The following is a 12,076-nucleotide window of genomic DNA, read 5'->3' as shown; positions in this document are numbered from 1 at the left end:
TTATCTTAAAACATTATATTCCAATACATTGATTAATTCAAAATCAATAATTTACAGTTAAAAGATAAAATAATTTATTTAAAACTACGAATGTTTTTTTCAATCTTGCTATAATCAGAAAGCTAAGGCTATTTTACAAATCATTATAAATACTTTAATTCAATGATTTAAAATACTTTACACTTTTTTTTTCGTTTTTAAAGTACGATCAAATTAACTAAACCTAAAATTAACAATTAATTTACTAATTGGTTATTGGTCCCAATTCTAAAACATCGCTCTTGACCTAAAAATAAAGGGTTACCGTGTTTCTCGGACCAAAATCCATCCAAAATATCCTTTGAAATACACTTATAAACAGCAACACCTTTATAAATTGAATCGTCCTCTCCTTGATAATTAAAATTTACAACAAGAATATTATCTTTAAAAAAACCGGTTCCAAATTGCTGCTGATTATTATTAATTAGCCATTTAGCTACTACTCTATTATTTTGGTCTAAAGACAAATCTAATATACCTTTGTAGCTTGCACCTTCTATATCCTGATTATTGCCAATTATATTATAAGATCCCGGAAGCTGGTTAATGGTCATATATCGATATTATATTTTAATTACCTGACTTGTTTTACTTATTAACTAGGCTTATTTGCCAATACAGAAATTAGCAAAAATATTTCCTAATAAATCATCACTAGTGATTTCACCAGTAATTTCACCAAAATGGTATAAAGCTTGTCTAATATCTATTGCTAATAAATCTCCTGACAAGCCCGACTCTAGTCCATATTTTACTTTCTGAATTTCTTCAAAAGCTTTTAACAGTGAGTCATAGTGTCTTGTATTTGTCACAATTGTTTCGTTATTACGAAGCGCACCTGTATTTACAAAACCAATCAATTTCTCTTTTAACTCCTCTACTCCTAAACCAGATTTAGCGGATAGTAAATGGACATTTTCAAACTGAAGCTTTAGTCGATCTAATTCTTCTGCATTTAAAGTATCAACCTTATTAGCTATGATTAATAGTGGCTTAAGCGGAAACTTATTCTTAATTTTTTCAATTTCTATTTTTAATCGTTTGCTTTCTGTTTTAAATTCTTCAGCAGAAAAAAGAAGTACAACCACTTGGGCTTGCTCCATTTTTTCAAAGGTTTTCTTGATTCCAATACTTTCAACAACGTCCTTAGTTTCTCTAATTCCTGCAGTATCAATAAACCTAAAGCCTATACCGTTAATTACTAACTCATCTTCAATGGTATCTCTTGTGGTACCTGCTATATCACTTACAATGGCTCTTTCTTCATTTAACAGTGCGTTTAAAAGTGTGGATTTACCAACATTAGGCTCGCCAACAATAGCTACTGGTATACCATTTTTTATAACATTACCTACAGCAAAACTATCTATTAAGCGTTTTAATACAAAGGTTATTTTTTCTACTAAAGCCTGAAACTGTGTTCGATCTGCAAACTCTACGTCCTCTTCTGCAAAATCTAATTCTAACTCGATTAATGACGCAAAATTCATTAATTCTGCTCTTAATTTAGCAATCTCGCTAGAAAAACCACCACGCATTTGTTGCATCGCAATTTGATGTGAGGCTTCATTATCACTAGAAATTAAATCTGCGACAGCTTCAGCTTGACTTAAATCTAATTTCCCGTTTAAAAATGAACGTAAAGTAAACTCTCCAGCATTAGCCATTCTACAACCGTTTCTTAAAAACAATTGAATAATTTCTTGCTGAATATAAATAGAACCATGACAAGACACCTCTACAACGTCTTCACCTGTATAAGAATTTGGATTTTTAAAAACCGAAACCAAAACTTGGTCAATGGTACGTTTGTTATCCACAATATGACCTAAATGTATGGTATGTGTTTTTTGGTTTAAAAGTGTTTTATTACTTTTTACAGACTCAAAACAGCGGTCTGCAATAGCTATAGCATCCTTACCAGATAATCTAATAATGGCTACTGCTCCTGCTCCTGAAGCGGTTGCTAATGCTACAATTGTATCGTTATAAATCATAATGCAAAAATAGACATAAAATATTCAATTTTTATATTTTATATTTGTAAGAAATATTTAAATCATGAAACCATACATACTACTTTTACTAGTTGCTACTCTAAGTTTTTCTTGTAAACAAGAACCTTCAAAACCACTTGTTTTTGGTACCGAAATTGGTGATTATGCTCCAACATTTACTGCAACAACTCCTGATGGTAAAGACTTGTCTTTAAATGATGTTGACGCCAAAGTAATTGTATTAGATTTTTGGGCTAGTTGGTGTGGTCCTTGCAGACGCGAAAACCCAAATGTGGTTAAAATGTATAATCAATACCACGATAAAGGTTTAGAAATTGTTGGAATATCCTTAGATAAACAAGGTCAAAAAGACCGTTGGTTAAAAGCTATTGCGCAAGACAAATTAACTTGGAAACACGTGTCTAATTTAGAAGGATGGCAAGAACCAATTGCTTTAGCTTATGGTGTACGCTCTATTCCTGCAACTTATATTTTAGATGGTGAAGGAAAAATTATTGCTAAAAACTTACGTGGAAAAGCTTTAGAAGATAAGATTGCCGAAATTTTAACTAACTAAATTTTACCTAGCTTTTGCATAATAAAAAGTACTACAATTGGTATTGCTAAAACTAAAACCATTGTTAAGTCAGTTTTTAATAACCATGGAGCGATAATTAATGTGGTTATATAACCACCAACTGCACCTCCAAAATGGGCATCATGACCAATATTACCTATTTGTTTTTTCATCCCGTAAATTGAGTACAATAAATACCCTATACCAAAAACCCAACCTGGAATAATAAAGTTAATTTCCATCCAAGGGTCAAACATTATAGCAGAATAAATGACTCCCATAACTGCACCACTTGCTCCAACAGCACTGTAGTGATAATTATCTTTATTAAAAACCAAAGACAATAAACTTCCTGCTATAAGACTAATTAAGTATATGATTATAAATTTAGTTTCGCCTACCCTTGCAATTACCAACCAAGCAAAAAAGTAAAGCGTTATCATGTTAAATAGTAAATGTTGTTGATTAACATGTAAAAACCCAGAAGTAAATATTCTAAACTGCTCGCCTCTTTTTATGGCTCCAACATTAAATTTATATTTTTCAAAAAAAGCATAATCTTCAAATCCCTTGTAAGAGATAATAACATTGGCTGCAATTATTATTATTGTTATTAAATTTAAATTACCCATTATCTAGTTTAACTTTAAGTCAAATATAGCATATATTTGCTCTCGCAAAATTAATAAGTATTCATGCAATTATTAGCTTATATTTTAATTTATCCTTTTTTATGGTTGATTTCTATACTTCCTTTTAGGCTTTTATACGCGTTTTCTGATGGTTTATATGTTTTAATCTATTATATCATTGGATATAGAAAGAAAACGGTAAAAGAAAATTTAAACCTTGTTTTTCCAAATAAATCTGAAGCAGAAATTAAGGTAATTAGAAAACAATTTTACCATCATCTATGTGATATGGTTGTTGAGGCTATTAAGTCTTTAACAATCACTGAAAAACAAATGATGAAACGAATGACTTTCCCTAATATAGAAGAAGTTAATCAATATGGTAAATCTAATAAAAGTATAGTATTAATGTGTGCTCACTACGGAAGTTGGGAGTGGATTTTTATTTTACAAAACCATGTTAACCATAAAGGTTACGCAGTGTATAAAAAGTTAGAAAACAAGTATTTTGATAAGCTTGTTAAACGTATTAGAGCCAAATACAATTCTCATTTAATTACCACTAAAGAAACTTTTAGCACCTTATTACGTGCAAAAAACAAAGGCGAATTAACCATTAATGGTTTTGTGTCTGACCAAAGCCCTAAACCTTGGAAAGCTCACCATTGGTTAGATTTTATGGGAATTAATGTACCTGCTCATACTGGAGCCGAATTATTAGCTAAACAATTAGATATGGCTGTTGTTTATTTTGCTGTTAAACGAATTAAAAGAGGGTATTACGAAACCACTTTTACTACGTTAGCAAAAAACCCTAACGACTTTAAAGATTACGAGATTACTGATGCTTTTTTTAAATTGGTTGAAAAACAAATACACGAAGCACCTCAATATTATTTATGGACACACAAACGTTGGAAACATCGTGACAAATCTCCAGAAGATTTTAAATAATTAATAACAATTAGTTATAAAAAAACACTCATAATTATATAATTATGAGTGTTTTTTTATGCAGTAGAATAAACCTAATTACAACGTTTCTCTCTTAGTTAAAATTGAAACCAATCACTAACTCTCACGTCGTTTTTTGGCACAAATGTTTTATGGATAAACTCGTTATTTGCCTTGTTATACTCGTAATCTTTAGCCCATTCTTCATGATTTTCTGCTAATGCAATTAAACTTTCACAGACATAATCAATTTCATTACAAGTTGTTGTTGGATGTATTGACATACGTATCCAACCTGGTTTACGTATTAAATCTCCTAAAGATATCTCGTTAACCAAACTATGTGATTGCTCTTGGTCTACATGTAGTAAATAATGCCCATAAGTACCTGCACAACTACAACCACCACGTGTTTGGATTCCAAATTTATCATTCAATAATTTTACCCCAAGGTTAAAGTGTAGATTTTCTATATAAAAACTAACCACTCCTAGGCGTTTTTTTTGATCTCCTGCTAAAATTTTAATATTATCCACGTGCTCTAAATTAGCAAACACTTGGTGTAACAATTCATGCTCTCTTTCCAACATATTTTTTACACCCATTTGCTCCTTTAACTTAATGGCTAAAGCTGTTTTTATAGTTTGCAAAAAACCTGGTGTACCACCATCCTCTCTGTCTTCTATATTATCTATGTACTTATGTTCTCCCCAAGGATTAGTCCAGCTAACTGTACCACCACCTGGACAATCAGGAATCATATTTTTATATAGCTTTTTGTTAAAAACTAATACACCAGAAGTACCAGGTCCTCCTAAAAATTTATGTGGCGAAAAGAAAATAGCATCTAAAGCTTCGTCTTCATCTTCTGGATGCATATTAATATTAACATAAGGAGCAGAACATGCAAAGTCAACAAAGCATACACCTCCATTTTTATGCATTAATTTTGCAATTTGATGATATGGTGTTTCAATACCTGTAACATTACTTCCTCCAATTACAGACGCTATTTTAAGTGGACAATCTTTATACTGCTCTAGTAAAATTTCAAGATTTTGTAAACTAAACAATCCGTCATCTCCTGCAGGAATAACTTCAACTTTAGCCATAGTTTCCAACCAAGATGTATGGTTAGAATGGTGCTCCATATGTGTTACAAAAACAACAGGACGTATCTCGTCAGGTATAGTTGTAAATTTTCTTAAGTTTTCTGGAACCTTTAATCCTAAAATACGCTGAAATTTATTGACTACACTAGTCATTCCATTTCCTGCAACAATTAAAACATCGTCTGCATTTGTATTAACGTGTCCTTTAATAATTTGCCTAGCTTTATGGTAAGCATTTGTCATTGCTGTTCCAGACACAGTTGTTTCGGTATGCGTATTTGCTACAAAAGGTCCAAATTGGTTTAATAATTTATCCTCAATTGGTCTGTATAAGCGTCCAGAAGCTGTCCAATCTGTATAGACCATTTTTTGTAAACCATAAGGCGATTCAAACTCTTGATCTATCCCTACAATGTGTTGTCTAAATTGAGAAAAATAAGTTTCTAATTCTGATTTTTCGGTTCTTTGGGCTTTTGTAACGTACATAACTAATTGATTATTAGGTAAAATTACTAAATATTAGCGATTGTTTTGATTTCTGAAATGATTTTATCTGCTAGGCTATCTGCTTGTGTTTGGGTTTTAGCTTCGGTATAAATTCTAATTATTGGCTCTGTATTACTTTTTCGTAAATGTGCCCAACTTTCTGCAAAGTCAATTTTAACACCATCAATAGTTGTTAAATCCTCATGGCTATACTTTTCTTCCATTGCTTTTAAAATAGCATCAACATCCAAAGTTGGTGTTAATTCTATTTTCTTTTTGCTCATAAAATAGCTTGTGTAGGTTTTTCTAAGCTCACTGACGCTTAATTTACGTTCTGCTAATAAGCTTAAAAACAAAGCAACACCAACTAGTGCGTCACGACCATAATGAGATTCTGGATATATAATTCCGCCATTACCTTCACCTCCTATAACAGCATTATTTTTTTTCATTAAAGTCACAACATTGACTTCTCCTACAGCAGAAGCTTGGTATGTTCCTCCATGTTTTTCAGTGACATCACGTAAGGCTCTAGTGGAGCTCATGTTACTTACTGTATTTCCTGGGTTTTGACTTAAAACCCAATCAGCACAAGCTACTAATGTGTATTCTTCTCCAAACATTTCGCCATTTTCATCCATAAACGCTAATCGGTCAACATCTGGATCTACCACAATACCAAAATCGGCATTATGCTTTTTAACTTCGTTTGATAAATCTCCTAAATGTTCTTTTAACGGTTCTGGATTATGCGGAAAATGACCTGTTGGGTCACAATATAATTTAACTGCTTCAACACCTAAACGTTCCAATAATAAAGGTATTGCAATTCCTCCTGTACTATTTACACCATCAACTACTACTTTAAAGTTGGCGTTTTGTATTGCTTTTTGGTTTACATATTCTAGATCTAAAACCTCATCAATATGTATATCTATATAAGCATCGTTTTTAGTAATTTCTCCTAAATCATCAACTTCTGCAAAGGTCATACTATCAGACTCTGCAATCTCTAAAATTTTCTGTCCTTCGGCACCATCCAAAAATTCACCTTTGGCATTTAAAAGTTTTAAAGCATTCCATTGCTTTGGATTATGGCTAGCTGTTAATATAATACCTCCATCTGCATGCTCCATTGGTACAGCAATCTCTACAGTTGGCGTTGTAGATAATCCTAAATCCACAACATGTATTCCTAATCCTACTAAAGTGTTCATTACTAAGTTTTGAATCATATCTCCAGACAAACGTGCATCGCGTCCAACAACTACTTTGTAGTCAGATTTACTACGTTGTTGCTTTAACCAAGTACCATAAGCTGATGCAAATTTTACTGCATCTATTGGTGTTAAATTATCACCAACTGTTCCTCCAATTGTTCCTCTAATTCCTGATATAGATTTTATAAGTGTCATTCTCTAAATTTGTTTTTAAGTTTTAAAAAATAGGTTTCAAAATATTTATAAGACAGATGTGCCATTATAAAAGTAAATGTAAAAGTTAACATATAAATTAAAACTATAGTTAACCCATCATTCAAAATTGTAGCTATTTGTAGTTTCAAAAATAAGAAAACTACAGCGTTTAATGCGATTACATGATACATATATAATCCATAAGATATTTGCCCCAAGTAATTAAGTGATTTATTTTGTATTTGAATACCTACATTATTATAGGCAATTGTATGGATAAACAACCCAAACAACACCATGGTTATAAGATTAAATATATAAGTGTCTGTAGTATGAAATGTATCTGTTAAAAAATACAACAGGACTAAAACCGTTGTAATTAATGGGTAAATCTTATTCTTTTTTAAAAATTGAAGCTGATTTTTTTCTTCAAGAATTGCAACAATTCCGCCAAAAAACAAAAAGAAAAAGACCATATTAAAACTTTTAAGAAAACTAAAAAAGCTTAAATGAAACATTAAAAAATACAAACCAGTTAGTCCTATTAAAAATTGTAAAACCTTATTTTTATTTACCAAAAATAAGAGTGGAGCCACTATAATATAAAACTGCTCTTCTATACCAATAGACCACAACACTTCCAAAATACCACCAGGCATGTAAAGCTTAGCAAATACATTTGGTAAAAAAAACACAGACAATAATAGACCATCCCATAAAGGGTAATTATTTGTAATCGGAATTTCTAATTTTGGAAGAATAATCCAATAAAACACAAACCCAAAAAGAACAATCAAATAATACAACGGAACTATCCGTAAAATACGACGTATATAAAACTTACGTATAGAAAAAACATCGCGCTGTTTATCACTATAAATGGTTTTAATAATTAAAAAACCACTCAAGACAAAAAACATATATACTGCTTCTACACCTCGATTAAATACAGGAGCATCCAAAAAGTATGGAAGTCCCTGATTACGACATAATTGTGGTAAATGAAAAAATAAAACCAATGTGGCTAGCACAAAACGTAAAACATCTAAATTGGGTAATCGCTTCAAATTATAAAATTTACAGGGTAAAAATACATATATTTATAAGATGAATTTTCTTGCACACATATATCTTTCCGGAAACGATAAAATGATTACCATTGGCAACTTTATAGCAGATGGTATTAGAGGAAAAAAATACAAAGACTACCCACAAGACATCCAAACTGGTATTTTGTTACATAGACAAATCGATACCTTTACCGATGCACATCCAACGGTAAGAAAAAGCACCAAACGATTGCATAAAAATTATGGCCATTATTCTGGTGTAATTGTAGATATTTTATACGACCACTATTTAGCAAAAAACTGGTCAAAATACTCAGATGTACCTTTATCTAAGTATGTGGATGACTTTTATGATACGCTAGAGGATAATTTTGAAATCTTACCTTCCCGAATTCAAAAAATGATACCTCATCTTTTGGCTGACAATTGGTTGTTAAGTTATGCATCTATTGAAGGCATTACAAAAGTATTGGAAGGCATGAATAGACGTACTAAAAACCGTTCTAAAATGAATTTAGCTGTTAACGAATTAGAAGAATTTTACAGTGAATTTGAAACTGAATTCACAAGCTTTTTTGAGGAGTTAATCACCTTTTCAAAACAAACATTAGACACATTACAAAGCAACAAACAATGAAAAAACTAACCTTACTAGTTATAATTTGTATTACCTTTTTTAATTGTAACAAAAACACCAAGCAAGGTTTGATAACCAAACAAGCCATGGTTGTTTCCGCTAGAGAAGAAGCTTCTAAAATAGGAACTTCTATTTTAAAACAAGGCGGAAACGTCTTTGACGCCATGATAGCAACAGATTTAGCATTAGCTGTTTGCTACCCTTATGCAGGCAATATTGGTGGTGGTGGTTTTATGATTTACAGATTAGAGGATGGTAGCATTGGCGCATTAGATTACCGAGAAAAAGCACCAAAATTAGCAACCAAAAACATGTATTTAGACAGTTTAGGCAATATTATACCTGACTTAAGCACAAAGGGTGGATTAGCAGTTGGTGTACCAGGTACTATTGCAGGACTATTTGAAGTACACGAAAAATTTGGATCACTGCCAATCCAAGATATTATGCAGCCAGTAATTGATCTTGCCAATCGTGGATTTGTAGTCACCAAAAAAGATCAAGCTGTTTTAGAAGATAAAAGAGAAGATTTTTTAAAAGTCAACAAAAATCAGATATTGTTTGCCAATAAATGGGTTGCAAATGATACAATTAAACAACCAAACTTAGCAAAAACCTTGGAAGCCATAATGCTAAATGGTCGTGACGAATTTTATAAAGGTCAAACCGCTAAAAAATTAGCAAGCTTTATTCAAGCTAATGGTGGCGTAATAACGGTTGACGACTTAGCAAGTTATCAAGCCATATGGCGTAAACCTATAACATTTGAATATGATAATTTAAACATTATATCCATGTCACCTCCTTCAAGTGGTGGTATTTGTTTAGCTCAAATATTAAAGCAAATTGAAGATTTTAATTTAGATGAATTTGGGCATAATAGCCTTAAAAGTATTCAGGTTATAACCGAAGCCGAGCGACGTGCTTACGCAGACCGTAGTTTTTATTTAGGTGATCCTGATTTTGTTACAATACCTCATGACCAATTGTTAAGTGATGCGTACCTAAAAAACAGAATGGCTAACTTCTCCTTTGATAAAGCGACACCTTCAAGTACTATTTCTCATGGAAAAGTTGACATTATTGAAAGTGATGAAACCACGCACTATTCTATTGTCGATCAATTTGGTAATGCTATAGCAGTAACAACCACCTTAAATTCTGGTTATGGCTCAAAGTTATATAGTTCAGAATTAGGCTTTTTCTTTAATAACGAGATGGACGACTTTTCTAGCAAACCAGGTGTACCAAATGTATATGGATTAATTGGTGCAGAAGCTAATAGCATATTACCAGAAAAACGCATGCTTAGCTCCATGACGCCTACCATTGTAGAAAAAAACGACAAACTATATATGACTTTAGGGACTCCTGGTGGATCCACAATAATAACATCAGTATTGCAAACTATATTAAACGTGCATGAATATGATATGACCATGCAAGAAGCTGTTAATGCACCAAGATTTCATCATCAATGGTTACCTGACCAAATTAGAATGGAACCAAACTCTTTCTCTAAAGACCTAGTTAATCAATTACAGCAAAAAGGCTATACTATTACAGAGAAAAATGCTGATGTGATTGGTAAAGTAGATGGCATCTTAGTTTTAGACAATGGTCAATTAGAAGGTGGTGCAGATAAACGTGGTGATGACACTGCTATTGGATTTTAAACACTAAACCAAATTTTAAAACAATATAATTTTTACTTAATGAAATTAAAAAAAACATTAAAAATAATAGCTGGAGTAATCATCTTTTTTACATTACCTAGTTTACTGTTTTTTGGGTTTGTTTACTTTAAATATAACGAAGATTTACCTATTGGTAATCAAACTAAAAAAGCAGATATTTTAGCTCATAAAATGCTTATTTCCTTAAATGCCGATGCTTACAAGGCTACTAATAATTTAGAATGGACATTTAGGGGTAAACACCACTACAAATGGGATAAAAAAAATAACAACTGCGAAGTCTATTGGAAAAAAAACAAGGTTATATTAAACCTTAATAATCCGTCTATTAGTAAAGTTTATGTAAATAAAGAGGAAATTAATTCCTCTGATAAAAAAGAGCTTATCCAAACAGCAACAAATTACTTTAACAACGATTCCTTTTGGTTAGTTGCACCTTATAAAGTGTTTGACCAAGGTACGTCTAGAAGCATTGTAAAACATAATGGCAAAGATGCTTTATTGGTTACATATTCTAAAGGAGGCACTACTCCTGGAGATTCTTATTTATGGATTTTAGATGAAAATTATAAGCCTACAAAATTTAAAATGTGGGTAGATATTTTACCTATTGGAGGTTTAGAAGCCTCTTGGAGTGACTGGAAAACAACCGAGTCTAATGCAAAGTTACCAACCAACCACCAATTATTCTTTTTTAGTTTTGATATGGGTGACGTAAAAGGCACAAAATAAATTAAGCAGTATTTTAGCATTAGTTAGTTTTAAACTAAATGTTTAAATACTGCTTATTAAAATTAAAAGCAAGTTTTACTACTTACTTTTTTGCCCAACAAATTGCTGTTCTTTGGATTTAAATAATACATTAAAAGTGGTTAAGCTTCCATATATACGTGTAATGTATTGTTGTAAATCTACTTTTTCAGATGGTTCTAGATTACTAGAGTTAACTTTTTGTTCCATAACTCTCAATCGGTCTCTAACCATAGTAATTTTATGAAAAAAGTCTTCAATTTTTATTGCTTTACTTTTTAAGTTACTGTCGGCTGGTTTTAGCTCTAAGATGCCTCCCTTCCACTTGTCGCCAATTGGCACAATTTCCGAGACATCGCTATATTTTTTAAGTATTCTAACCAAGCTACTTTCTACATCAAAAAGGCTAATAGTATCCACCTCGTTTTCTGCAGCTTCAATAACTTCAAAATCATCATTTAAAGCAATGGTTTCTAATCCATTTTCAATAAAAGTAACCCAATAGTGTTTACTATCAAGGTTAGTTACCACTCCTTTTCCGTGTTCTGGATGGTTAATTCTAGAGCCTATTCCTAATATTTCCATTATCGTAATTTTTATAATTTCAAAAATAGTGATAATTAATAAAATCCTAACAAACTGTATTTCTAAAAGAATTACAAAATGCGTATCTTTACAGCTTTGTCTATTTCTGGACAAAAACACTT

Annotated in this window: 12 protein-coding genes; 5 read left to right on the top strand and 7 right to left on the bottom strand. The window is 31.6% G+C overall.

The window, feature by feature from the left end:
* Positions 1-236: 236 nt before the first annotated feature.
* Complete coding sequence (locus M890_RS0107815) at positions 237-596, bottom strand: hypothetical protein (RefSeq protein ID WP_028283001.1); 360 nt, start codon at positions 594-596, stop codon at positions 237-239.
* A 51-nt stretch (positions 597-647) separates the two neighbouring features.
* Positions 648-2,039, bottom strand: a complete 1,392-nt coding sequence (mnmE, locus tag M890_RS0107810) for a tRNA uridine-5-carboxymethylaminomethyl(34) synthesis GTPase MnmE (RefSeq protein WP_028283000.1) — start codon at positions 2,037-2,039, stop codon at positions 648-650.
* Between the two features lie 64 nt (positions 2,040-2,103).
* Between mnmE and M890_RS15910 the strand changes: the two genes are divergently transcribed.
* Positions 2,104-2,616, top strand: coding sequence for a peroxiredoxin family protein (locus M890_RS15910; protein ID WP_084553612.1), 513 nt, complete (start codon positions 2,104-2,106; stop codon positions 2,614-2,616).
* Here the strand turns inward: M890_RS15910 and M890_RS0107800 are convergent.
* Positions 2,613-3,248, bottom strand: coding sequence for a rhomboid family intramembrane serine protease (locus M890_RS0107800; RefSeq protein ID WP_028282999.1), 636 nt, complete (start codon positions 3,246-3,248; stop codon positions 2,613-2,615). The genes M890_RS15910 and M890_RS0107800 overlap by 4 nt on opposite strands.
* 63 nt (positions 3,249-3,311) lie before the next feature.
* Between M890_RS0107800 and M890_RS0107795 the strand changes: the two genes are divergently transcribed.
* Entirely contained in the window at positions 3,312-4,202 is an 891-nt protein-coding gene (locus tag M890_RS0107795) for a lysophospholipid acyltransferase family protein (protein WP_028282998.1), read from the top strand.
* Between the two features lie 98 nt (positions 4,203-4,300).
* On the opposite strand, the gene M890_RS0107790 is transcribed toward M890_RS0107795, so the two are convergent.
* From M890_RS0107790 to M890_RS16430, 3 genes are read right to left on the bottom strand one after another with little or no spacing between them, the layout of a single operon-like run.
* Positions 4,301-5,800, bottom strand: a complete 1,500-nt coding sequence (locus M890_RS0107790) for an aminotransferase class V-fold PLP-dependent enzyme (protein WP_028282997.1) — start codon at positions 5,798-5,800, stop codon at positions 4,301-4,303.
* Positions 5,801-5,826: 26 nt separating this feature from the next.
* Positions 5,827-7,215 (bottom strand): phosphoglucosamine mutase, encoded by a 1,389-nt coding sequence (gene glmM, locus M890_RS0107785; protein ID WP_028282996.1) that lies wholly within the window; start codon positions 7,213-7,215, stop codon positions 5,827-5,829.
* Positions 7,212-8,282: an acyltransferase family protein gene (locus tag M890_RS16430; protein ID WP_051437482.1), complete on the bottom strand. Its 1,071-nt coding sequence runs from the start codon at positions 8,280-8,282 to the stop codon at positions 7,212-7,214. Before M890_RS16430 ends, glmM begins: the two co-directional genes overlap by 4 nt.
* A 40-nt stretch (positions 8,283-8,322) precedes the next feature.
* Here M890_RS16430 and M890_RS0107775 point away from each other — a divergent pair, with 40 nt between their 5' ends.
* The 3 genes from M890_RS0107775 to M890_RS0107765 are packed head-to-tail and all read left to right on the top strand — an operon-like array spanning position 8,323 to position 11,351.
* Entirely contained in the window at positions 8,323-8,922 is a 600-nt protein-coding gene (locus tag M890_RS0107775) for an acyl carrier protein phosphodiesterase (protein ID WP_028282995.1), read from the top strand.
* Complete coding sequence (gene ggt, locus M890_RS0107770) at positions 8,919-10,598, top strand: gamma-glutamyltransferase (RefSeq protein WP_028282994.1); 1,680 nt, start codon at positions 8,919-8,921, stop codon at positions 10,596-10,598. Before M890_RS0107775 ends, ggt begins: the two co-directional genes overlap by 4 nt.
* A 39-nt stretch (positions 10,599-10,637) precedes the next feature.
* The gene (locus tag M890_RS0107765; protein WP_028282993.1) at positions 10,638-11,351 is read left to right on the top strand and encodes a hypothetical protein; all 714 of its coding nucleotides are present in this window, start codon (positions 10,638-10,640) and stop codon (positions 11,349-11,351) included.
* Positions 11,352-11,429: 78 nt separating this feature from the next.
* On the opposite strand, the gene M890_RS0107760 is transcribed toward M890_RS0107765, so the two are convergent.
* Entirely contained in the window at positions 11,430-11,954 is a 525-nt protein-coding gene (locus M890_RS0107760; RefSeq protein WP_028282992.1) for a DUF8685 domain-containing protein, read from the bottom strand.
* Positions 11,955-12,076: the final 122 nt, after the last annotated feature.

Source organism: Olleya marilimosa CAM030 (genome assembly GCF_000518485.1).
Classification (GTDB): domain Bacteria; phylum Bacteroidota; class Bacteroidia; order Flavobacteriales; family Flavobacteriaceae; genus Olleya; species Olleya marilimosa.
This window is presented reverse-complemented; position numbering and strand designations above follow the sequence as displayed.

What these genes read in the sequence shown, in the direction of transcription:
- M890_RS0107815 (WP_028283001.1), bottom strand. Translation starts at nt 596, where the DNA reads ATGACCATTAACCAGCTTCCGGGATCTTATAATATAATTGGCAATAAT.
- mnmE (WP_028283000.1), bottom strand. Translation starts at nt 2,039, where the DNA reads ATGATTTATAACGATACAATTGTAGCATTAGCAACCGCTTCAGGAGCA.
- M890_RS15910 (WP_084553612.1), top strand. Translation starts at nt 2,104, where the DNA reads ATGAAACCATACATACTACTTTTACTAGTTGCTACTCTAAGTTTTTCT.
- M890_RS0107800 (WP_028282999.1), bottom strand. Translation starts at nt 3,248, where the DNA reads ATGGGTAATTTAAATTTAATAACAATAATAATAATTGCAGCCAATGTT.
- M890_RS0107795 (WP_028282998.1), top strand. Translation starts at nt 3,312, where the DNA reads ATGCAATTATTAGCTTATATTTTAATTTATCCTTTTTTATGGTTGATT.
- M890_RS0107790 (WP_028282997.1), bottom strand. Translation starts at nt 5,800, where the DNA reads ATGTACGTTACAAAAGCCCAAAGAACCGAAAAATCAGAATTAGAAACT.
- glmM (WP_028282996.1), bottom strand. Translation starts at nt 7,215, where the DNA reads ATGACACTTATAAAATCTATATCAGGAATTAGAGGAACAATTGGAGGA.
- M890_RS0107775 (WP_028282995.1), top strand. Translation starts at nt 8,323, where the DNA reads ATGAATTTTCTTGCACACATATATCTTTCCGGAAACGATAAAATGATT.
- ggt (WP_028282994.1), top strand. Translation starts at nt 8,919, where the DNA reads ATGAAAAAACTAACCTTACTAGTTATAATTTGTATTACCTTTTTTAAT.
- M890_RS0107765 (WP_028282993.1), top strand. Translation starts at nt 10,638, where the DNA reads ATGAAATTAAAAAAAACATTAAAAATAATAGCTGGAGTAATCATCTTT.
- M890_RS0107760 (WP_028282992.1), bottom strand. Translation starts at nt 11,954, where the DNA reads ATGGAAATATTAGGAATAGGCTCTAGAATTAACCATCCAGAACACGGA.